A 23,158-nucleotide genomic window follows, 5' to 3' on the forward strand; every position below is an offset into this window, starting at 1 on the left:
AATTATAAGTTTTCCATGTTTCCTATTATAGACTGTATGGTGTGCAAATGGTGCAAATCATGCTCTGCAACAAAATGCATCAGGTCGATGATATTCATTGGCTGTTGTAACCTCGGATGCATACTTGTCTTCAACAAGTCTTCTTCACTCATTTTTTGAAGCATTGCAATTGTTTTTGTGTCTTTCGCTGACCAGGTTCTTAATAAGCTCGTCGATCAACATGTTGTTAAAAGACGACTGATCGGTTGCTGTATTGTTTAAATCGGCAGGGGACATATCCGATTTTTCTTCCCTTATATCTCTAAAACGGGTTCGCCATAGATCTTCTAAAAGTATTAAATGCCCCAAATTCTCATTGACAGACCATTTACCTCCCATTTTTCGGGTTGAAACTTCTGTAGGGCAGTTTTTTAGCAGCTTTTTTAAAAGAGCCGGAAAATGCTCGAGTCGTTTTAGAAATTCGTCAAAATATTCAGAACCCGTGTTTGAATCAAATTGTCGGTCGAACCATCTGACAAATAATTGTGGCTTTACTTTTTTCATTAGTATTAATTTATAGCTTATTACTATTAATCCATGCTTTGGCAGGTATTATCCACTCATCTAATACCCTGAACAGAAAGCCATGTTCCAGACCTGTGTTGAGGGTAATTTCTTTAAAAACTTTTAAATCAGAATTTTTAAACCTAAGTTGCCTTGATAATAACTCAGCGCCGACGTCAGTTTTTTCATTAATCGATAAAATCTTCCCGTAGAGTCGGAAATTTCGATCTTCATTCATTGAATCGTTTTTAAAGCTTGAGCCGATAAAAACAAATTTCAAATCTGTATTTTTAGCATAATAGGAGATGTATTGAGCAATGTATCCCCCTTGAGATGTTCCAACAATTGAAATATGGTCATAAGGAACTCCAGCGTTGTGTAAGCTGTCAATTTTAAGGATCACTTTTTTTGCATACATTTTAGGATCAGTGTCGAGCTTTCTTTTTTCGGATAGTATGACAGAATTTGTAGATTGAAGCTTTTCTAAAATAGCTTTATATGCCGCTGGTCCGTATTTAGGATGGGATTCATTTAGTGAATGTCCTTCCAAAAATTTATTATGCAAAAAAAAGACATACTTTTTTTGAGTACTATTTTGAGCGTTAGTAGCAAACGGAAGAAATGAAAGATAAAGAAATATTAACCTAAGAAACATATAATTTGAATAAAACAGACCATTTTATTTAGAGACAGCATCAGATTTTATTGTTCCTTATCCACAAGATGCCTTTTTGAGGCTGTCAATGCATACAGCATAGGGATTTTGTCGCCCAGATGATCAATTCTGAACTTACCGGGTTCAGATTCTACTGAATTATTGAAATTATTGTATGGCGAATAATCAAATTCTTCAATGGAATTTATTTCTAAACCATTTTGCATTAGACTGCTTATTACTTCGGCTAAGCCGTGGTTCCAGCCAATTGATTTGACTTCAAATTTCGCTTCTTTATCGGCATAAGTTCCTGTTTCGGTTTCTATAATTGCTCCGGAATTAAAATATCTGTATTCAATCTTTTTAAAACCCGCATCAAACATCCAGACAACCGGATGAAATTCTACAAACACAAATGTACCGCCGGGTTTCAGGAATTTCGAAATGATCTTTGCCCACCGATCCAAATCCGGAAGCCAGCCGATGGTCCCATAACTTGTAAAGATGATATCAAACTGACCATCCAGATGATAGGGCAGATCATAAACATCGCTGCAGATAAAAGTTGTTGAAACATTACTCTGTTTTGCTAGTTGCCGTGCACGATCAATTGCTACATCCGAAAGATCAACGCCGACTACGTCCGCTCCCATGCGACTTAATGAGATGCTATCCTGTCCGAAATGGCACTGTAAATGCAATAGGGATTTGCCTGTCAAATCTCCAAGTAAATTAAGTTCTATATCTTTTAATGAATTTTTCCCCTTCAAAAAGTCTTCCAGGTTATAAAAATCAGAATTGATATGAGCTTTTGTTCTGGTATTCCAGGATTCCCTGTTTATTTCCAAATAATTGTCTTCTGCATTCATATGTTTTATCTAATGAGGTGAATTGATTTTTTGCCATTCCTCGTAGCTGATTACGCCAAGTTCTGGCTGACTTTTGCCTTTCAGAATATGGATAAACTCCAGCTGATTTCCGTCCGGATCGTCAAAATAAAGAGCAAGTGCGGGCATCCAGGCAAAAACCATTGGTTCATTGCTTCCATTTTTGAGAAAATTATAAGCCTTTAAGCCGTTTTTCTTTAAAAAAGTATTTGCATCTTTTAAAATAAAATCTTTGGAACAGCTGAATGCAAAATGTCTTGTCTGGAGATTACCCTGTTGTTCCCAAAGTCCAAGCATTGCCTTTTTATTTACTCCGATCCAGAGAAAGGCAATCGGCCTGGTTTCATCATAATGTGCAAGCTCAAGTCCCAATATTTGAGTATAGAACTGAACTGCGTTTTCCAAGTTGCTTACTTGAATGTGTGTCTCATATAATCCTTCAATCATTTTTACATATTTTATTATTAATAAATTATAATATTTTGATAATAACGACTATTTCATTTTACCATATGAATAATCGGATAATCTTTGCCTGAGCCGTCTTTTTCGGATCTTCCTGCTTTTCTGAACCCTAATTTTTCATAAAATCCGATAGCCTGATAATTTTGCTCGTTGACGTCAACCTTTGTAATGCCATTTGTCTCATCCATGAATTGAAATAAGCTCTTTCCATAACCTTTATTACGGTATTCATTATGAATAAAAAGCATTTCGAGGTTTCCTTCTGATACTGATGAAAATCCGACAGATTCCCTATTTTCAATAAGGAGAAATACTTCGAGATTGGGCAGATAATCCTTCGGGATGACTTCTTTAAAATAAATAAAATCTTCTTCGGCAAGAAAGCCGTGAGTAGCTTTAACCGCAGATTCCCAAATTTCCATAATTCTGGGGTAATCTCCGCTGGTTGCAAGCCTAATTTCAGTTTTATATCCTAATTGAGCACTTCTGATCGCTGCTACATTTCCGCCGGGACCTGACCCGATAACCGTAATATCAAATGTTTCCATTTTATTGTTAAATATTCTTAATAATCTAAAAATAAACCGATCGGTCTTTTTAAAGATAAAAAAAATTATACTTTCAAATTCCTGATCAGCCTCTCTAAAAAGGACATCGCTATATTAAGTTCTGTCATATGCTTGTTGACCTTTGCCTGCATAAATGCACCTTCGATCATTGAAATCATCACGACTGCAATTTCGGTCGGATCGGTATCTACCTTTATTTCGTTTCTTTTGATACCACGTTTGATTTGATTTTCTAGGGAAGTTTTCCAAAAATCAAGCGCTTTTTGTACACGTTTTTGGAGTGACGGGTGTGTATCATCAGCCTCGGTAGCAGTATTTAGAATAGGACAGCCTGCCTGTAAATACGGATACCTGAAATAGTTTTTGTAGGTATGGGGATAAACCAGCAATCTTTCAATTGAATCTTCACTTGCTAAAATACGTTCTTTCATATGCTGCGTTACCTTACCAAAATTGTAGTCAAATACGCTTAATGCAATCTCGTCCTTATTCTCAAAATTACCATAAATGCAACCTTTCGAAAGACCGGTGGCGCTCATTACATCATTTATCGATGTACCCGCAAAGCCTTTCACATTAAAAACGGTCGAAGTTTTCTCTATGATCAGCTGTTTGGTATTTTCGGATTTTTGAGTTTTCATGAGTAATAATTCTTGCCCAGGACAAAGTTAAATAAAAAAATAGAACAACCGGTCTTTTTTTTTAAGAATAGGTGGGTAAAGGCTCAAATGTGGAGTTTTTAATTAACTTCAATAATTGGATTCATAACTGCATTGTTGAACAGTATGTCCGCATTTCCGGTCTGATATCGAATCTCATTAAATAAATTCGTAACATCATCGTGTTTTAAAGCATTGGCACGGATAGCTATAGCACGGCCTCCGCCAGCTATGATCTGATCGGTGATTTCTTCAGCCTCAGCGGATGATATGCTATAATTGATAATAATTGTACATCCTCGTTGGCGAGACGCGGATAACCTCAGAATGTTGCTTTTAATTTGGGCTCGAGAGATTTAGTCTCAAATGAAAATGCAGAATCAGAGTGGGTTGAACAAACCGAGAGTTTCCTTTACTTGAGTTTAAAAGTTTTTTAGATAGTAAAAAGCGGTTTCAAAAGGATATTATAATTGATAAACGTATTAAACAAATCAATAAATATATAAAAATATACCGAACGGTATTATATTTTTATATATTTGTGCACAATTAAAGTTTTTGTCAATAGTAATGAGCAAGATGCCAAAGCAGAAAAAACAAAAGAGTTTATCATTCAGAAATCAGCACAGGTATTCAATATTAAAGGATATGAAAATACTTCGTTAGCTGATATCCGGGAAGCGACTAAACTGACTAATCGAGCGATATACGGTAATTTTTCAGACAAGAACGAATTGGCAGTTGCATCATTTCAGCATAACATCTCGATTGTGTTCAACCGAATCAGTAAATGCATAAATGATGCTTCGACTTTGTATGGCTACAAAATAATATGGTAATAATTTATGAACAATCTATTAAAATTAACGATCGAGGCACATGGGGGGCTTCAAAATTGGAATATGTTTACTAACATATCTGCACATCTAAAAGTCGATGGGCTAACTTGGATTCGGAAGCAACAGCCAGGAATAATAAACGATACCTACGTGTCTGTAGATACAAAAAGACAATTTGTGTCTTTCCAACCGGTCTATGCAGATTGGAAGACATCGTTTGAACCTGATCATGTTGCTGCTTTAACGCTGGATAATGAAATAATTGAAGAACTCTACAGTCCTAGGCAGTCTTTTTTTAACCACAAGAGAGAAACGCCTTGGACGCGCTTACAGGCATTTTATTTTGCAAGTTATGCGATATGGATTTATTTCAACGCGCCGTTTTGTTTTGCGGATCCCATTTTTGAGGTAGCCGAAATTGATCCTTGGGAAGAAGGCGGCGAAACATTCCGTAGGTTACGAGTTGTTTTTCCTGAGATAATTGAAAGCCATAGTCGTATTCAGACATTTTACATCGACAAGGAGGGGCTTATACGCAGGCACGATTATAATGTGGAAATTTCTGAAAATGTTGCAAGTGCACATTATCTATATGATTATACAGAGGTACAAGGTATAAAGTTTCCAACCAAAAGAGAGGTGTTTATCCGTAACGATGATAATACAAGTGTTCAACCTGAGCCAGTCCTGGTCGTCGTTAACGTAATGGATATTGTGCTGAAGTAGTTCGCAAATTTGCTGAACCAAGGCAGATGGAATGGTTACATTTGTAACAGGACAACAATACAAGACAACCTTAACTATTTTAAGGATTTTTTTTAAGCTACAATATACCGATTGGTATATTGTAGCTTAAGTATTTAAAAATAAAAAACATGAATCGAATACTCCTCATCATTACCGTTATATCAGCGGCTATCATGGAATTGATTGATACGTCCATTGTCAATGTGGCAATCAATCATATGAGCGGAAGCTTGGGTGCAACATTGGAAGATACTTCCTGGGTTGTGACTTCTTACGGCATCGCAAACGTTATCATTATTCCGATGACGGGTTTTCTTGTGAATAACCTGGGGCGTAGAAACTACTATATAGGATCCCTTGTACTGTTTACGTTATGTTCTTTTATGTGCGGCAACGCCTCCGGTATTTGGGAATTGGTGGCTTTTCGCTTTTTTCAGGGTATCGGCGGAGGAGCATTACTCTCTGTCTCTGCGACGGTGGTCTACGAATGCTTTCCAAAAGAAAAACAGAATATTGCGAGTGCCCTGTTTGGTATCGGTGTTTTTATCGGACCGACAATCGGGCCAACACTTGGCGGACACATAATTGATAACTTTTCCTGGGAATGGATTTTTTATATTAATATTCCTATCGGTATCATAACTGCTATTATCTGTTATCGGATACTTCCGGAATCGCCAACCAGAAAAAAGGTCAAAGAAATAGACTGGGCAGGAATCTTATTACTGATCGCAGGGGTCGGTTCTTTACAGACCATTCTTGAACGTGGGGAAACAGAAGATTGGTTTGAAACCCAGTATATCACCATACTTGCAGTTATTGCATTTCTTTCACTTCTTCTTTTTATTTATAGGGAACTTACTACAGCACACCCTGTGGTGAAATTATCTATTTTAAGATCCCCTTCATTAAGTATTTCTGCGTTACTCACTTTTATTACAGGTATGGGGATGTTTACTTCTATTTATTTGACCCCTGTATTTGCGCAGAGGCTTTTACAGTTTACCCCGTCAATGGCTGGTTTAATGCTCCTTCCGGGATCTATTATAGCCGTATTTGCGCTAATAATTACAGGACGTGTGCTACAAAAGGGTGTACCACCTGCATTAGTTGTATTCATCGGCTTCTGTTGCTTCATCTATTTCAATTGGTCGATGTCCAGGGTAACTCTAGAAGTCCCGTTCACAACAATATCAGTTAATTTGATTTTCAGGGCACTGGGAATGGCTTTGTTGACGGTTCCCCTTTCTACGCTTGCTATTTCGTCATTAAGACCTGAAGATATACCACAGGGAACAGCCATAAATAATATGATGAGACAGCTGGGCGGGTCTTTTGGTATTTCTATCATCAATACGTTTATTGTCAGAAGAATGGCCCAGCACCGGTCGGATTTAGTTTCAAACATCACCTACACAAATAATTCAGTGGTAGAAAGGCTGGATAAGTATACAGCTCATTTTCAAACTAAAGGGTTTGGGCATGTTGATGCGCAGCATCGGGCCATCGGCCTAATGGATATGATTGTGCAAAAACAGGTTTTCATGTTAAGTTATATCGACGCTTATCTTTTCATCGGGACGGCATTTGCATTATCACTACCGCTTCTGCTATTTTTCTCCACGCGGAAAAGCAATAAAAAAATTGTAGTTGCAGCAGCCGATCATTAATAAAATTAAACTCAAAAAATAAGAATATGAACACAAAAAACAACACGGCAGAGGAAAAAGCGCGAAAAAAATAGGCAATAATTAACGTTTCTTCTGTTGTTGCCTATCTGCCGAGAAACCTTGCGAGATATTCAGCTAGTAAGGCTTCTCCGCATTCTTATACACAGTCGTTAAGAATAGCTCTCGATAACATTTCTTCAACAGTAAAGATCTTTTAACTTATGACTCCCTTAGTTGACAGGGAATTTTCGGCACCCATTGGTGGAAAAAACGGTATTCCCGCATCTGAAGTAGCTACACGTTTTATGAGGAAAACCATCCCTTTTTAAATTCTCTGAATTGTCAGAGAGAATTTCGAACCATTTGATGCGAGTCCGCCTGTCGAAGTAATCTGGGATTTTGCGGAAGAAAAAGTAGCTAATATATTTTTATCCGAAAGATTGATCGCTAAGCTTACTGTTGGGGCATGACCGGGTTGCTCCAATCTTGTAACTAAAAATGTACCTTTGGCGTTGAAGATGGGGGACAGATGTCAATATTCAAGGGGAGCGGAGATTTAAAACAATGATGGGTAGGTATATTAGTAATCCTAGCGATTCGAATGTAAGAATCCAGACTGTAACGCAACCAGTGTCAATGGAATAATTCAATAAGATTTCTATTATAGCCTTGCCCTATACTGCTGTGGTGATAGTCCAAAATATTCTTTGAATAGATTGGAAAAGTTAGGTACGCTTTCATACCCAATTTGATAAACGATTTCAGCGATATGCATATCCCTATTTTCCAATAATTGAAGTGCCTTTAGAAGGCGATGCTGTTTTATGAACTGGAATATGGTGATCTGCATTTCTTCCTTAAACTGTCTGAAAAGCGTTCGCTCCGATAGAAAAAAATTAGCGCTAATCTCAGCGATTGACAGTTTATTGTCGAGGTGTTGGAGGATATACGTGCTTACCTGGATCATCAATTCACTTTTTGCCGGCGTGATTTGTAACAGGGTCGGTTTTGCCAATAGTATTGGGAGCATAGACTTCAACGCCTCCAAAGTAGATGTTGTCAACGTGTCTTGGTCTTTCAGCTTCCAATGTCGCTGGCCAAAAATCAAAAAATGATTCAACAATTCATTTGATGGATACACCTTAACTTCCTCGTGCATATTGTTCATATCCAAGAAAATGGTTTTTAATGACAGTTGCAGGGAACGGGAAATGAGTTTGTGTGGGACATGTGCTGGGATATATACATAGAAAGTATTAGGCACACAGTAACTGGCTTTTTCTGTATAGATAAAGAGGGTACCATTTGTTGGGCTAAGTACCTGTACTTGATCATGAGCATGCATTTCTGTATTGAATTGTCCATAGTTACGTAATTCAATTGTACCATCGTGAAAGTTCTTGGCACATTGAACAAAGGGAATAGTGGATTTTGGCATTATTGAATAACAATTGTTTTATTTTCAAATATATTAAATTCTGTAGTTCCGGTACTTTTAAACTATAAAAATAAGTTGAATATGAAACAAGTTAAGATTTTCGATACTACTTTACGCGATGGAGAACAGGGGCCGGGCTGCCAGTTGACACTGAATGATAAATTAGAAATCGCTGAAAAACTCGATGCAATGGGGGTAGATGTGATAGAGGCAGGGTTTCCAATAAGTTCACCTGGAGATTTTAAGGCAGTAACAGAGGTTTGTAAACTGGTGAAAAAGGCAACAGTCTGTGCATTGGCTAGGGCCAATAGGAAAGATATCGAACAGGCGTCTTCGGCCTTGGGTAAGGCAAAGGTGGCACGGATTCAGCTCGGAATTGGAACATCCGACATTCATATTAAATATAAGTTTAATACCACTCGTGAGGTAATCTTGGCTAAAGCTTATGAAATGGTGGCTTATGCTTCGGATAAATGTGATGAAGTACAATTTTTTGCCGAAGATGCTGGTCGCGCAGACAATGATTTTTTGGTTCAAATGACGAATACGGTGGTTGAAGCGGGTGCAAAAGTTGTGAATCTTCCTGATACCAATGGTTTTTGTACACCCTATGAGTACTTTGAAAAGATAGCTTATGTGAATCAAAATAGAAGGGAAAAAGAGAACGCAATTCTTTCTGTCCACTGTCATAATGATTTAGGTATGGCTACAGCCAATAGTATAGCTGGGTTAATGGCGGGGGCACTTCAGGTGGAAGGAACGATTAATGGTGTGGGAGAACGTGCTGGAAATGCAGCCCTAGAAGAAATTATTTTGACACTCATTGTAAAAGAAAATCTAGGGTTTGCGACCGGAATTGATCCAAAATATATTGTGGAACTAAGTAGTATGGTCGAACGGGCGATGTCAAATCCTGTACAGGCCAATAAGGCCATTGTCGGGAAAAATGCTTTTGCGCATTCTTCCGGCATCCATCAGGATGGCGTATTGAAAGACCGTAGAAACTATGAAATTATTGATCCCCAAATAATAGGGGGGAAATTGCCTGAATTGTTTTTATCCGCAAGGAGTGGGCGTGCAGCATTAAAAGATCGGTTAAAAAGTATGAAAATAGATTTCCCTGCTGAACATTTTGAAAATATCTATAACCGATTTCTTGTTTTGGCAGATCAGAAACGTTTTATTGAAGATAACGACCTCCGGAATTTGATTTAGTCGGGAGCACTAATTACAATTATATTTTAAAAATCATGAATGAACATCCAAACTTAGTTTTAGTTAACAAATTTTTCAATGCATATTCGAGTAATTCAATCGATGAATTGCAGGATATTTTCCATGCCGATGTAAAATGGCATATTCCTGGCAGGCACCCTTTAAGTGGAGTTAAATATGGGGTTGGAGAGATCGTAGAATACCTTAATCAATTAGGTAATTTTAACTTTAGAGCCGAGGGAGTCGTATTAGGGGTAAGCAATGATTATGTAATTGACTGTCATAAAAATTGGAGTGAATTAGAAAATATAGAGAATTTAAATAATTTATCTTGTTTACTATGGAAATTTGAGGGCGGTAAAATTAAAGAAGTGTTTAATTTTCCTCAGGATCAGCACGCAGTTGATTCTTTTTTTAACAAAAACTTTGGGGATAAATAACAATTGAATTAATAATCGTGGTAGATAATGTAAGCTATTAAACCTGCTGTTTAACGAAATGCAGGTTTAATAGTTTACGATTCTATAATAATTGAATGACTTAAAAGGAAGGGATTAAGCTGCTTAAGTGCTTTTTAAGATTCTATATTGCAATAAACTGAATATGGATATTGAGCCGAAGTATAACATTGCTATTGAAGCTGCAGAAATTATATTCTGATTTTCAATGTAATGTAATAATCCAGAGAAGAAGGCAAAAATGAAACCCAACGGCATTAATAGTGATAACCCAATGATCATGACGAGGCCTGTGATTCCATGGTTACTAATGAACGAAATTATAAGTTCAGTCTGTTCCTTCAAAAATTTATTAAACTCGTATGAAAACGCTTTGATAAATTTTGAAAATATACGAGATAACGGTTGCAGTAGATTTTTGTCCTTGATAAAACGAATCAATCCTATTAAATGCTTACTGAGAGAGAGTACAATATTGATCTCGGACAGAAAAGGGAAATGGTCTAAGTATTGTATAATATACTAGCTCATCTAGAAACTACAACGCGCCAAGAAAAAACGCCATATGGGCCCCCATTATATGAGTTCCTGCCGTATATAAATTAGAACTATCAAATTTAAATGATGAGGCTTTCAAAAATCTTCATTTCACTACAGGAATTAAATTTTAGTAAATTAGGCAAACCTCATCAAAAATTATCAATCGTTGGAAACTTTACTGTCTTAAATTAAACGATACAAACGGGTACTTATAGTCATCACATTCGTGATATCTCAGTGTTTATACAGATTCTGCTTTGTTTGGCGCGGTCGTAGGCCTTGTTCAGGAGGTAACACGCGTAGCCTACGTCTCTATATGAGCCATTGCAAATTCACATGGACTGTAATAAATTCTTTTATTGTGTGTGAAGTTTTCCATTGTATTGATTCAAGGATAGAATTAGAATATAGTTTATCAAACTTAATTAACATTTGCTTAAAATTCAAGTTCACGATGTGGAACAAGCGGATTAATATACGATTGTTTATATACGTTAGCAACAATGAATAAAAAGTGATGGGATGCTTATATTTTCTTACATCTTCCTTCCTGGAAGGGATAGGGGAGGTTCATGTTTTTGTCAGATGGGTTATAATTATTCATAAAAAACATTAAATAAAATTGTGCAACCAAATGGTTTTATTATTTTTGACAACCAAATGGTTGTATTATGATAGAACGTAGAGACATTTTTCAAGCAATTGCTGATCCTACCAGAAGAATGATTATTCAAAAACTTTCAGGTGGAGCATTAAACATTGGCCAAATCGTAGAGGATTCTGGAATTAGTAGACAGGGGATTGCCAAGCACCTCAGGGTGTTACAGCAATGTGAAATGATTACACTTACTCAAAAAGGTAGGGAGCAAATTTGTGAAGCGCGATTGGAACAATTAGATAAGGTGGTTGAATGGGTCAATGAGTCGCGTAAACTTTGGAATCAACGCCTTGTAAAATTAGATAGATTTTTAGAAGAAACCAAAAAACAGAAGATATGAAATCACAAGACAAAGAATTGATAATTACCCATTTATTTGATGATGAAATTGAAGTGGTTTTTGATGCATGGACCAATCCTGAAAAGCTTAAACATTGGTATGCGCCAGACGGATGTACGATCAACTTTAGATTCATTGAAGTTCATGAAGGCGGTCAGTTTCATTATTGCATTCAAAGTCCTATACATGGCACTGCCTGGATTATTGGTACTTATTTACAAATCGTTCCATTAGAAAAGCTCGTTTTTACAATACAACTATCTAATGAAAACGGAGATCTATTAGATCAATCGGGAAAGAATGGGCAACAAGGGTGGCCAGAGAAGATCCTAACTACAGTTAAATTTAAATCCATTGGTGATCAAACCGAAGTTACCATTCACGAAACTGTATCAGAGGCTGAATCCAAGAAAACAGGCGCTTATCAAGGTTGGATCGAGATGTTTAATAAGCTTAGTCGATACCTAACTAACCCTATTCAATAAATACTAAATGTAATCCTATGAGAAAGATAATTTCCTTTATGCACATTTCGCTTGACGGATTTGTAGCAGGAGTAAATGGTGAGCTTAACTGGGCTATGGTCGGCGAAGAAATTTTTAGTCATGTAAGCAAACGCATAAGCAAAAGTGACACTGCTCTTTATGGACGAGTAACTTATCGAATGATGGAAGAATATTGGCCAACTATAAGTGATCAGCCAACAGCAACAAAACTTGAAGTTAACCATGCGAATTGGTACGCAAAAGTTCATAAGGTTGTTCTGTCAACAACAATTGCCAATGAGCCGTCCGAGAACACTGAAATTATCAGTGACAACCTCGTTGAAAGAATTAATGAAATCAAACAGCAGCGAGGGGAAGACATTTTGATATTTGGTAGTCCTACAACGACACAGTCACTTATGAAACTGAACTTAATCGATGGCTATTGGCTTTTTGTGAATCCGATTGTTCTCGGCAAGGGAATTCGATTGTTTTCCGATATCGAAGAGAAAATAAAATTAGAACTACTAAATTCCCGACAATTTAATTGTGGGGTTACTGAATTGAATTATATGGTTGAAAAATCTGTCTAAACAATCTTAAAATTTCATTGATTTAGTGAAGTTTTAAGCATTGCTAATAAATTTTATTTGATAATCCATTCTCTGTATAAACATATAAAGGAGAATGGATTTTTAATTTTTCAAACTATAAGTTATGATCACTGGAAATTTCTATGGATATTGATGCTTATTGCAAGACCATTAATTTGATTACAAGAAAGATAATGTTAAATCTTATAAAATGATTAAAAAGGATGACCTCTCCCCAAAAAACTGGAGCAATTAAAAGTAGAGAATTCGGGCTTGAATTACTACCCTTCAGACATTGCTAAGGTGAGGTTAGTCGTAAATTGTAGGCCAGTGGTTGTCAGCGCCTTTATTGTCATCTTATAGCTACCAGCTTTTAAGCTGTCGCTTTTTTTCACGGAAACTGCACCTGTTTGGGTATTTACACTAAACAGCTTTTCGCTATCAGCAAATGCACTTCCATCTTTTTGTATTGAAACCAGTTCAAATGTAGATTTATATTTTTCCGGATATAATGTTGGAGCCGCAGAGGCATAACCATTTGAAAGACCGATATGTATCAGGCTAAAGTCGATCGTAAGGTTTAGATCAGGATAATATTGTCCAAACAAAAATTTAATCTGTGGGATCAGAATGACCCTAAAAGTGGTGGAAGCGACAGGAAAGCCATCTTTCCTCAGTTCGGGAGTCAGCTCGAACGACGTTTCAGCTTTCTTTTCCGGATCGCCAGCATCTTTTGATAACTTGATATGCGTACCCGATACTGAAGCAATATTTTCCTGTCCATCTTCTTTTTTCAAATGAAAGCTGGTACCAGCAATCGGCAGACCAAGTGGATCTATTTCAAAATCAGTAGATTGGTCATTATACAGTACATAAGAATAAGGTAACTCGTTGCCGTCTTTTAAACCTTTAATAGCAATAGATCCAGCTGTTACCTTTATCGAAAAACTTTCCTTTGCTACCACAGTACCATGAGATTCTTTGGCTATTACAGAGACTTTATATTCATCGGGAATCCGTGTGCTGCTGGATTGAGCTCCATTTGGATAGAGAAATGCACTGTTAATCTGGATACTTTGTTTTTTGCTGTCAAATTTAATAGCCTGGTTCAATTTATCACTGAGTTTACTCCCATTTCCCAAATTGATTTCAGCCGTTTGAGAAAAGTCAAAGCTGAATACAAGTCCTGTATTTGTAGAAAGGTCTTTCGGTAGATTAATTTCCTGTGTTTCGCCGTAGCGGAGGCTGACCTGTGAAGGTAACGAAAGCGAGATTTCAGTAGGCGTAGGAGCTGTCTCTTTTTTACAGGATGATGCAGCGCCGAGCACTAGGATCAGTGCTCCCGCAATAAGGATTTGCTTGTTGATGTATTTCATAACGTGTAAAATTTTGACGAAGGTAATGATTGTAAATTATTAATGCAACAATATTGCAATTACTATTTTCTTTTCTATTTTTGCAGCTCAAACAGGAATACATTACACGATGTTACAGTATCAGAATAAATTATTTTTAGTATCTCTGCTGATGTTATTGACAGCAAGCTCTACACATGCGCAGACCAAATCAACTGTCGACACATTGCGCATTATCGAGTTGCCCACAGCAGTAGCAATAGGCCTTGTGCCAGGCTATGGGCAAAAGACAAGGTTGGATCGTAAACAGCTTGATCGTATACAGGCGCAAACCACCGGCGAAACGTTGAGCCATATTTCTGGGATACAAAATGCTTCTTTTGGCCCCAATTCGGGGATTCCAATGATACGCAGTTTAAGTGGTAGCAGGGTAAGTATGCTGTCCAATGGTCTTTCGGTCAATGATTTATCGGGAATAAGCCCAAATCTCAACCCAAATTTTGATATGGATAATCTACGAGAAATAGAAGTGTACAAGGGAGCAGCAAGCGTATTATTTGGTGGAAAGGCGATTGGTGGAGCTGTCAATCTCAGCGACAACAGCATTCCGATTACCCGTTTACAAAGAGGGATTTCAGGCCAGGCCAGTGCAGAATTGGGAACCAATAGTGGAAATAGGCAGTCGCTGGCCTTCAATACAAACATGGGCAAGTACTGGGTAGGGCATATTGGCGCAATGAGACTCACACACGGAGACCTCAAGATCCCCGGTAATCCAAAAGCACCGATTGCTTATGATCCAAAGATAGATCATTTAACTGCCGCGATGGCGCAGGTAAATGTCGACCGTGAAACGATTAGGAATCTAACGCTCTATCCCTATCTGAGCCAGTTTGTACTCGATAATATGGCAGATCCAAAGTGGGGCCTATCCGAGGCTGATTTATATACTTTTGACAATTATTCCTTTATCAATGGGGTAAAGGTACTGAATCCTCAAAATGAAAAATATGTCGCTGGACAGGATCCCAATACGCCCCTGTATACTGAAGTAGTACATGGAATCACGGACTATGTCCCCGTCAAGCGAGGAGTTATGCCCAATAGCCATGCCGAGAGACGATCTGTCAACGCAGGAGCCAGTTATATCAGGGACAACTTTCGGGTAGGACTGGGCCTTTATGCTCTTGAGAGTTATTATGGTATCCCCGGTTTTGCACAGCGTAACAAGCCTGTGCATAGTCATACCACGGTTTGGACCCCGATATATGAAGCGATCAATACCCGCACATATTCGTATGCCTGGCAATTAGAATCTGCTTTTAAACCCAAAACACAGTTGATCCCGGAGATTAAATTTAGCTATAGAGGTGAACTATCTGATGATCGGGAGATTTTAGGCAGCTATCGTGTCAATAAGCTTGATAGCGAGCGGCATGCGGTTCGATCGGAGATAACCCAACAATTCGCTCGTTTTTGGTCTGGGGTGAGCGGATTTGATTTTTCATTTGTAGCTTTGGAGGGCGAGGGCGATCGGCGTTATATTCCCAATAATTTAAGTCGGGAGGGCGGTATCTTTACCTTGCAGACAATAGATCTTCATCCACTTGCGCTTCATTTAGGTTACCGACATGACTGGGTTGCCCGACGCACATTGAGCGATCCTGCATACCGGCGAAGCAGGGGACTGGCCGGAGGTAATCTTTCGGCCCGGGATTTTAGCTTAAATCATTTTTCGGGCGATATCAGCTATTCAATTTTTGACATTGCCTATTTACAAGCTAAATTTTCACATGCAGAACGTGCTCCGGGGGTCAATGAACTTTATGCTGGAAATGACCATTTTGCGATCTTAGTGGAAGAAAATGGAGATGATCGACTTGACAAGGAAAGCTCAGATTCCTATGAGTTATCTGGGGGGATAAAACATGGCGGATTAAAATTGTCCGCGACTCATTACCGCAGTTTTTTTAAAAATTATCTCTATTTGGCCCATACCGGCATTTCCCGTTCTGGCGGCTTTTTGGTCAAGGAATGGCGTGGATCAGACACCGAGATTCAGGGCTGGGAGGTAGAGGGGGGCTATACGTATGTATGGGCAGCAGATCGTCATGTAGAGTTAAATGCTTTCGCCGATCTGGTCAAAAATATAAATACATCGGATGATAGCATGCGCAAATGGGCCGAAGGAGACTATATGCCCAACCTACCGACCAGTAGATATGGGATATCTATTGCACTGCAATATAAGAGGTTTTCTGGGAACGCCAATTTCGACCGCTATCTGAGACAACGTTATTTAGGCAAAAATATCAATGTTGAACCGGCTATGCCCGCTTATTCCTTGCTATCAGGACAATTGGGTTACAAGGTGAATATAAAACGATATGAATTTGTCTATTATATTTCAGGAAATAATCTATTGAATGTAGAAGCACGCCCGCAAAATTCCATACTCAAATATCTTGCACCCCTTCCGGGACGAAATCTTTCCATCGGATTGAAGCTATCGCTAAATAATTAAACGTTGAATTGTTGCGGATAGTTGTATTCTATACATAAAATGGTGTAAGAAGGAAAGCAATTCCATCATTATTTCGTTGCCGAAATGAATGGAGAGCTAATGTGAGAACGATAGCTACAACAAGATTACCGACTAAGTAATTGTTGTAATAGCTGGAAATTTTCATCATCAAAACAAACTATTGTAATTCGTTTGATTGTTGTATTTGATTCAAGAAACTGATTTATCGCGTTCATCGTTATTTGGGCAGCCAATTCCTTAGGGAACCTGTATATTCCTGTGCTGATATTCGGAAAAGCAATTGTTGTGCAGCTATTATCCACCGCCAGTCGCAGGGAGTTGAAGTAACAATTTGCTAGGAGGTTCTATGTTAATCCATTAACAGATCCAGATCCTGGGCCAAAAGATGGTGGAAGTGTAGTTATAGCGAGCGGTATTAAACTGGTTCATGATTTCAAAAAATTTATTCATGTTTCTTATTTTGGAATCATAGGAAACATGACCGCCGATTACACAGATGAAATTAAGAGCCTTTTAATAGCGCAAGCCCAAAATACAATCTTTAAATTTAGTGGTAGTACTATTTTGACAGTTTAAAGAAATATATTCGAGATTTTAGCTTCAGTATATCACTATTTTTCTCAATATTCATACAAATCGTCTCAAAATAATTTAATGCTTATTAGTGTGAAATATTTTTTATTTTATTTATACTGTTATTATATAATAAAGAAACGTGAAAGAAAATTTATAAATAAATTAATGTTATTTAATCAATTATAAGCTGTGTTTATTTAGCTTCTTAAAGAGTTGAATTGTCGCATCAATATTCCTTTAATATTTGGATATATATCAAATAAATCATTTGATATTGTATAAAGTTTATTTTGAACAAAAATCAACAACAGTCCAAAAGTATATATCTCAGGGCTATAATTAAAGGTGTAGGGTGGCTTTCAGTTAAATTATGGCGATCATTTTGACTTTTTGTTAACGGACACAGGGAAATCTATTTTGCAGTTTTTGTTTGGCGCATGAGTATGTATTATAAATATTTTCGAAATGTATAAAATTAATGTGATAATTATAGAGGATGAATTTCTCGCGCTAAAGAGATTGGAAAGTATGGTTGAAAGGGTTGAGTGGTTAATGCTATCAGGAAGTTATGGGAATTTAATAAGTGCAAAGGAAGTTTTAGAATCAGGGAATGTAAATTTAATGATCTCAAATATTCAAGCACCAGGAAGTGAAATCCTGGAATTTTTGAGGTCATTATCCAGCCCTCCTTTTGTGATATTTGTTACCAATTATCGTGAATTCGCAGTTGATGGATATGAACTCGATGTAGTAGATTATATTCTCAAACCATCACTAACGCTTGAGCGGTTCGAAAAAGCTATAAGCAAGGTCCGAAATTTGATCATTTCTAAACAGGAGAAACAATTAGATCAAATTCTCAAATTTAAAGATGGGCACAAATCAATCTTTATCAATTCTGATCATATACTCTATATCAAAGCAATGGGAGACTATGCTCAGATTATTACAAAAGATGAAAACCATACAGTTTCTACAACGCTTAAGGATCTTGAAAAACGGCTAAACGAGAATAGATTTATAAGGATCCATAAATCTCATATTGTCAATGTAAACCAAATAAAGAGCGTTGAAGCTATTCAAGTGCGCTTAAAAAATAATTTCAAATTAGATATCGGTCTTAAATATAGGGCTAATTTATACAGTATAATGGGCTTATAAGAGTCTACTGAAGTGGTACTATTGTATGAAGTGATTTATTACTGTTATTTCGAAAAAATATAAACCACTTCTGTTTTATATGTTCTTGGAGGTAAACTCTTGTTTGGCTAAATCGTTTTTTATTCTTTTTGTCTTGAAAAAATATAAAAATACTATTTGAACCTAAAAAATATCTATTTCATCGAAAATTATTGTTATTGTTGGGCTAGTGAAAAAACATAACGTTATATTAGAGTAGTTAATGTTTATTAATTCAATTTAAAATCATTTTATTATGAACAAAAGAAAAATTATGAAAGCGGTTTTAGGAAGCCTTGCTGCAGTTACGATGTGTGTTGGATTTGCACAAAGTAATACACTTAAAAGTTCTTTGAGTCCGAAAGTTGCACGCGCAGCATTTGACGTTAGCTGTTACTGTGCTTTTTGGGGTGGTAATAATAACTGTGCAGCAAATAATGGAGGAAGTCAATGTGCTCCTGCAGGATCGTCAAGTTGTTCTTCTTACAATTCTAATTGTGAAGGTTAAGATTTTGAACTAATTCGAAGGTAAGAGGTGATTTAATTATTACCTCTTATTTTATTATGAAATGAAAAAGATGCTAAAATATTCTATGAAACCCGTTGTTAAATTTTCAGTGCTTGCTGCTTCTATTTGTTTTTACTCTTGTAAGTCAGAAAAGAAGTCGGACTATTCAACTGCAAAAAACAAGAGTGAAAAATTAATAAAATTTAATGACGTTGCTATTGATTCTATTCAATTGGACTCGATCAATACATCATATGTCGGAGAAATATATATTAAGGATAATTCTTTATATTTTTTAGATTCCAGATTCTGTTTCCTCCATGAATTTCAGAAAGATGGAAGCATTGTTCATTCATATATTGGACAAGGAAGTGGTAAGAACGAGCTTCCAGTGAAAAACGTGACCTTCTTTTCATTCCTTCCCAACGGAGGCTCATTTTTTATGGGTACGGGATATGACTGTTATATATTTAACGAAAAATTTGAAAGGATAAATGATTATGCAGTCAATTGGCGTCCAACGCATACATACGAAGAGCTTTTAGACAAACCAGATCCATCATTACCCGAAATGTACTCACTAGTGTACGGAGGAAAAGTAAGAGCACACGGTGATGATCTGATCTTTCCGATTGTATCTCAACACCAAGCATATAATCCAACAATGAAAACTTACGCGGCAGAAGCCCGGATTTTTGCTAGTATGTCCTTAAAAAACGGATATATTAAGGATATATATGGCGGATTCCCCCCATTCTTTTCTAAAAATTTTGATTTCATGGTATTTGGATTCCCAATATTCGATATTGATCAAAAGAATAATTATAAAGTTTCTTTTGGTGCGGATAGCCTTATTTATGAGATTGACGATAACATGAACGTTAAAAAATCTTTTGGGTTTCAAGGGAGAAATATGAAGACAGAATTTAAGAATACTTCAGATATGGAACTATTTAATTCTAACTATCATGAACAGTCAAAGTTAAATGGCCATTATACTTTCCTAGAATTTTTTGAAAATAAAGATCTTTTATTTAGAGGATATAGCAAAGGGATTGGCGAAGCTAGTGACGGACTTCAGATCTATAAAGACAATGCGCTTATAGCAGATATAGATGTTCCCAGAGGGTTTCGAATGTCAGGAATAATTGATAACGAAGTTTATTCCAACGCCTTCATTGACCAGTCAAAAAATACCATTAAGATTTATAAATTCAAATTAACTAATTAAGCCACATAAAATGAAATTTTTAGTTCTAGTTGTAGCTACATTTTTTTTATTTTCTTGCGTACAGAATAGTCAAAAGCCAGAAGCAGATGCTATTCAAAATATTAATACACAATCTAACGCTGAGATTCAATTTGATAAAGAGAAAGTTGATTTTGGAATAATACCACAAGACACATTAGTAACGGCATTATATCAAATCAAAAATACAGGTAGTGATACTTTAAAAATCACAGATATACAACCCGATTGTAGCTGTACGAGTTTCTATGTTTCAAAGTTTAAAATTGCACCCAATGATACGGCATTGGTACAGCTAAACATAAATACGTTTCACAAACACGGTAATATAGAGCAGTATACTGTTTTGGTGACAAATACTAAAAAGAAATTCTATTCATTAAAAAATACTGCAATAGTGAATTAGCTCATGAATAAAAAAAGGTACTTCATTTTTTTGGGGCTATGTGTGGTTTTTGCTTTTATCATAATAAGCATAGTATATGCGAGAATTGATTATTACATAGTGCCAACTGAATCTATGCTACCTACTATAAAACCAGGTGATTACATTTTGGTAAAGGAATTTAGCCGCGATACAGATACGATCAGCAATAATTCTTTATTGAAAAATAGAATCTTGGTTATAAAAAGGCCTGTTACTGAAGACACGCTCATTTCGAAGGGCGCTGAATTAGATGTTTTCGTAAAGCGTTGCTATGGAATACCTGGAGACACGGTTAAGATTTCAAGAAAAGACCTTAGTCACAAAGTCAGGAACTTACAAGGTCAATTCAATAAGAATATATTTCCGCATGATTCTACTATCCGTTGGTCGGCTACCCAATTTGGTCCGCTTTGGGTACCAAAGAAAGGTGGGAAAATTTTATTAAATCCGAAAAACCTTGCGTTGTATAGTTCCATAATGAAGTATGAAGGAAATTCAATTATCCGCAGTAGTGGAAAGTACGTTTTAAATGGCGAGTATGTTAATCATTATACGTTTAAAAATAATTACTATTTTTTTCTTGGTGACAATTTTTATTCTTCCGAGGATTCTAGATTCTGGGGGCTCGTTCCAGAAATAAACCTGATAGGTAAAGTGATTAAAATTATCTAAAATGTATCTATAATCAATCAATATCTATTCTGTCATTATGTTGAAACAATATTCAAATTCAGCTTTATTGAATCTTATATATATTATTGCCCCTACATTGGTACTTTATTCGTTAGTACTCTCTTTTTCAAGCCAAGGCGATTTTTATCTTAATTCGGAAAAAGTGATTAATGCAACACTTTCAATAGTAGTGTGTATAATTACAATTGCAATCCAACTCACATTTAAGGGACTTCAAAAGTTCCACCTGCCTAAAGTGAATGTAGTAGACATGATAGTGGCAACATGGGCATTATACTTAACAATCGGAGTAGTATACTTTGATATAATACATAATGATAAATTCTACACATTTTCGCTCGCCGTTTTATTTTATTTTCTTGTGAGGCTTATAATACCCTCTTGTAGAAAAATAAAATACCAAGGGATTTTAAATCGTGCGCTTATCTTGTTGTCTTTATTTCAACTGATCATAGTGCTGCTACAATATCTGGGATATTTTCCTGTTTTTGACGATAATTTTAAGGTTACAGGAACTTTTAAAAATCCAGCGCCTTTAGCATTGTTTCTTTGTGCTATTTTTCCCGTCTCGTTAGCAGCTTTATTTTATACGAATGATAGTTCCTTAAAAACACTATCGATTGTTAACATTCTTTTCACCACTGGGGTTTTGTTTCTCACCAAGAATAGAGCATCTCTTATAACTGTATTAGTGATATCATCAATAATGATTTTTCATCGTTATCAATTTGCAGATAAGCTGAGGGATATTGGAAGACGAACCTACCTAATAGTATTACCAGTAAGTTTCACTTTGGTCATAGCCGTATTTTTTTATTTGATTAAATATAAAGTTGCTTCTTCTGATGGCCGACTATTAATATGGAAGATATCATCCAATATAATTTCTCAAAACCCGTTTTTCGGAACAGGTTATGGTTCGTTTAAGCTCAATTATACCAAGTGGCAGGTAACATATTTTGAAAAATATCCACAATTTTTAAATGAAAAATATTTGAGTGATCTACGTGTGAGAGATATTGCGGGATATGTCAAAATATCATATAATGAATATTTGGAAATGATTTTGGAGCAAGGAATAATAGGCTTCCTTATTTTTATTATTATACTATCAATTGTTATTCTGAGATATATAAAAAGTTATAGGGGTAGCGAAACCTTGGGCTATTTTTATTCGATAATTTCCATTTTAATAACAGGACTATTTTCCTATCCCTTCTATTCTTTACCGACCCTTTTTCTATTTACATTTTTATTGGCGATTGTCATAGCCAACAGTGATTATAAAGAAATTAAACTAAATCGCTTTTTTTCATTATCCATTGTTTTCCTGCTCGTCGGAGTTAGCGTCTTTTTATGCTCAAAGGCATTCCATATGCGAAAGGATCAAATCAGCTTGTTAGAAGCTGAAACTTTACTAGTCAACAATGATCCGATAAAAGCAGAAATTATATTTGAGAAGCTAGCGGATTCTCAATCTGGTAACCCAGATTACCTTCTGAATTATGGCAAATGTCTATTATTAAATAAAAAGCTAACTAAGGCTAAGCATATTTTTATAGCTGCTCTTTCGTTCGATTATAACCCTATGGTTCATATAAATTTAGGAAATCTTTATAAAGAAGAGGGAAATATTGACAAGAGTGACTTTTTCTATAAGAAGGCAATGCTTATCAACCCTTCCCATCTTTATCCAAAATACCTACGTTTTAAGTTGTATTACGACAATAATTTAGAGGACGAAAGCCGAAAAATTGCAACAGAAATTATGCATTCAAAAATTAAAATTAGAACAAGCCTCACAGAAGAGATTTTGAAAGAAGTTAATCGGTATTTAAGAACACCCCGGAATTAAAGCGTCGGAT

General features: G+C 36.3%; 25 protein-coding genes and 1 pseudogene. 15 read left to right on the top strand and 11 right to left on the bottom strand.

Annotation, left to right across the window (positions count from 1 at the left end; all coding sequences use genetic code 11):
* Positions 1–2: 2 nt before the first annotated feature.
* The 8 genes from HMAT_RS27535 to HMAT_RS27655 all read right to left on the bottom strand — a co-directional run bounded on the left by HMAT_RS27535 (position 3) and on the right by HMAT_RS27655 (position 4,134).
* Entirely contained in the window at positions 3–152 is a 150-nt protein-coding gene (locus tag HMAT_RS27535; protein ID WP_262508747.1) for a hypothetical protein, read from the bottom strand.
* Positions 145–543 (bottom strand): DinB family protein, encoded by a 399-nt coding sequence (locus tag HMAT_RS02845; RefSeq protein ID WP_104381290.1) that lies wholly within the window; start codon positions 541–543, stop codon positions 145–147. Before HMAT_RS02845 ends, HMAT_RS27535 begins: the two co-directional genes overlap by 8 nt.
* Before the next feature lie 10 nt (positions 544–553).
* Complete coding sequence (locus HMAT_RS02850) at positions 554–1,108, bottom strand: hypothetical protein (RefSeq protein WP_233789094.1); 555 nt, start codon at positions 1,106–1,108, stop codon at positions 554–556.
* Positions 1,109–1,245: 137 nt separating this feature from the next.
* Positions 1,246–2,067 (bottom strand): bifunctional 2-polyprenyl-6-hydroxyphenol methylase/3-demethylubiquinol 3-O-methyltransferase UbiG, encoded by an 822-nt coding sequence (locus HMAT_RS02855; protein ID WP_104381292.1) that lies wholly within the window; start codon positions 2,065–2,067, stop codon positions 1,246–1,248.
* Between the two features lie 9 nt (positions 2,068–2,076).
* Positions 2,077–2,532 (bottom strand): VOC family protein, encoded by a 456-nt coding sequence (locus tag HMAT_RS02860; RefSeq protein ID WP_104381293.1) that lies wholly within the window; start codon positions 2,530–2,532, stop codon positions 2,077–2,079.
* Positions 2,533–2,585: 53 nt separating this feature from the next.
* Complete coding sequence (locus HMAT_RS02865) at positions 2,586–2,972, bottom strand: GNAT family N-acetyltransferase (protein ID WP_371412033.1); 387 nt, start codon at positions 2,970–2,972, stop codon at positions 2,586–2,588.
* Between the two features lie 191 nt (positions 2,973–3,163).
* Entirely contained in the window at positions 3,164–3,760 is a 597-nt protein-coding gene (locus HMAT_RS02870) for a TetR/AcrR family transcriptional regulator (RefSeq protein WP_104381295.1), read from the bottom strand.
* A gap of 98 nt (positions 3,761–3,858) precedes the next feature.
* The gene (locus tag HMAT_RS27655; RefSeq protein ID WP_158655831.1) at positions 3,859–4,134 is read right to left on the bottom strand and encodes an SDR family NAD(P)-dependent oxidoreductase; all 276 of its coding nucleotides are present in this window, start codon (positions 4,132–4,134) and stop codon (positions 3,859–3,861) included.
* Positions 4,135–4,317: 183 nt separating this feature from the next.
* Here HMAT_RS27655 and HMAT_RS02875 point away from each other — a divergent pair, with 183 nt between their 5' ends.
* The 3 genes from HMAT_RS02875 to HMAT_RS02885 all read left to right on the top strand — a co-directional run bounded on the left by HMAT_RS02875 (position 4,318) and on the right by HMAT_RS02885 (position 7,034).
* Positions 4,318–4,617, top strand: coding sequence for a TetR/AcrR family transcriptional regulator (locus tag HMAT_RS02875; protein WP_233789095.1), 300 nt, complete (start codon positions 4,318–4,320; stop codon positions 4,615–4,617).
* A 6-nt stretch (positions 4,618–4,623) separates the two neighbouring features.
* Positions 4,624–5,343 (top strand): hypothetical protein, encoded by a 720-nt coding sequence (locus tag HMAT_RS02880; RefSeq protein WP_104381296.1) that lies wholly within the window; start codon positions 4,624–4,626, stop codon positions 5,341–5,343.
* 149 nt (positions 5,344–5,492) lie between these two features.
* Complete coding sequence (locus HMAT_RS02885) at positions 5,493–7,034, top strand: DHA2 family efflux MFS transporter permease subunit (RefSeq protein WP_104381297.1); 1,542 nt, start codon at positions 5,493–5,495, stop codon at positions 7,032–7,034.
* A 661-nt stretch (positions 7,035–7,695) separates the two neighbouring features.
* Here the strand turns inward: HMAT_RS02885 and HMAT_RS02890 are convergent.
* Positions 7,696–8,472 (bottom strand): AraC family transcriptional regulator, encoded by a 777-nt coding sequence (locus HMAT_RS02890; protein WP_104381298.1) that lies wholly within the window; start codon positions 8,470–8,472, stop codon positions 7,696–7,698.
* 81 nt (positions 8,473–8,553) lie between these two features.
* Between HMAT_RS02890 and HMAT_RS02895 the strand changes: the two genes are divergently transcribed.
* From HMAT_RS02895 to HMAT_RS02915, 5 genes are all read left to right on the top strand, one after another.
* Positions 8,554–9,687 (top strand): 2-isopropylmalate synthase, encoded by a 1,134-nt coding sequence (locus HMAT_RS02895; protein WP_104381299.1) that lies wholly within the window; start codon positions 8,554–8,556, stop codon positions 9,685–9,687.
* Between the two features lie 35 nt (positions 9,688–9,722).
* Complete coding sequence (locus tag HMAT_RS02900; RefSeq protein WP_199768530.1) at positions 9,723–10,127, top strand: nuclear transport factor 2 family protein; 405 nt, start codon at positions 9,723–9,725, stop codon at positions 10,125–10,127.
* Positions 10,128–11,356: 1,229 nt separating this feature from the next.
* A complete protein-coding gene (locus tag HMAT_RS02905) occupies positions 11,357–11,683 on the top strand; it encodes a helix-turn-helix transcriptional regulator (protein ID WP_104381301.1) in 327 nt (108 codons plus the stop codon).
* Positions 11,680–12,168, top strand: coding sequence for an SRPBCC domain-containing protein (locus HMAT_RS02910; protein ID WP_104381302.1), 489 nt, complete (start codon positions 11,680–11,682; stop codon positions 12,166–12,168). Before HMAT_RS02905 ends, HMAT_RS02910 begins: the two co-directional genes overlap by 4 nt.
* A 17-nt stretch (positions 12,169–12,185) precedes the next feature.
* Positions 12,186–12,761, top strand: a complete 576-nt coding sequence (locus HMAT_RS02915; RefSeq protein ID WP_104381303.1) for a dihydrofolate reductase family protein — start codon at positions 12,186–12,188, stop codon at positions 12,759–12,761.
* A 281-nt stretch (positions 12,762–13,042) separates the two neighbouring features.
* Here HMAT_RS02915 and HMAT_RS02920 read toward each other — a convergent pair whose 3' ends face one another.
* Entirely contained in the window at positions 13,043–14,137 is a 1,095-nt protein-coding gene (locus HMAT_RS02920) for a hypothetical protein (protein ID WP_104381304.1), read from the bottom strand.
* A 109-nt stretch (positions 14,138–14,246) separates the two neighbouring features.
* Here HMAT_RS02920 and HMAT_RS02925 point away from each other — a divergent pair, with 109 nt between their 5' ends.
* A complete protein-coding gene (locus HMAT_RS02925) occupies positions 14,247–16,640 on the top strand; it encodes a TonB-dependent receptor (protein WP_104381305.1) in 2,394 nt (797 codons plus the stop codon).
* Between the two features lie 125 nt (positions 16,641–16,765).
* Here HMAT_RS02925 and HMAT_RS27660 read toward each other — a convergent pair.
* Positions 16,766–16,990 (bottom strand): annotated as a pseudogene (locus tag HMAT_RS27660) (macro domain-containing protein); the annotation flags it as partial.
* A 712-nt stretch (positions 16,991–17,702) separates the two neighbouring features.
* Here HMAT_RS27660 and HMAT_RS02935 point away from each other — a divergent pair.
* The 6 genes from HMAT_RS02935 to HMAT_RS02960 all read left to right on the top strand — a co-directional run bounded on the left by HMAT_RS02935 (position 17,703) and on the right by HMAT_RS02960 (position 23,148).
* Positions 17,703–18,398, top strand: a complete 696-nt coding sequence (locus HMAT_RS02935) for a LytTR family DNA-binding domain-containing protein (protein ID WP_104381307.1) — start codon at positions 17,703–17,705, stop codon at positions 18,396–18,398.
* Between the two features lie 274 nt (positions 18,399–18,672).
* Complete coding sequence (locus HMAT_RS02940) at positions 18,673–18,924, top strand: hypothetical protein (RefSeq protein WP_104381308.1); 252 nt, start codon at positions 18,673–18,675, stop codon at positions 18,922–18,924.
* Between the two features lie 61 nt (positions 18,925–18,985).
* Positions 18,986–20,155 carry a hypothetical protein gene (locus HMAT_RS02945; RefSeq protein ID WP_104381309.1) on the top strand — a complete coding sequence of 390 codons (1,170 nt, stop codon included), beginning with the start codon at positions 18,986–18,988 and terminating at the stop codon, positions 20,153–20,155.
* A gap of 10 nt (positions 20,156–20,165) precedes the next feature.
* Complete coding sequence (locus tag HMAT_RS02950; RefSeq protein ID WP_104381310.1) at positions 20,166–20,579, top strand: DUF1573 domain-containing protein; 414 nt, start codon at positions 20,166–20,168, stop codon at positions 20,577–20,579.
* 3 nt (positions 20,580–20,582) lie between these two features.
* A complete protein-coding gene (lepB, locus tag HMAT_RS02955) occupies positions 20,583–21,272 on the top strand; it encodes a signal peptidase I (protein ID WP_104381311.1) in 690 nt (229 codons plus the stop codon).
* Positions 21,273–21,309: 37 nt separating this feature from the next.
* The gene (locus HMAT_RS02960) at positions 21,310–23,148 is read left to right on the top strand and encodes an O-antigen ligase family protein (protein WP_104381312.1); all 1,839 of its coding nucleotides are present in this window, start codon (positions 21,310–21,312) and stop codon (positions 23,146–23,148) included.
* Positions 23,149–23,158: the final 10 nt, after the last annotated feature.

Origin of the sequence: Sphingobacterium sp. HMA12 (genome assembly GCF_002933815.1) — a bacterium.
Lineage (GTDB): Bacteria > Bacteroidota > Bacteroidia > Sphingobacteriales > Sphingobacteriaceae > Sphingobacterium.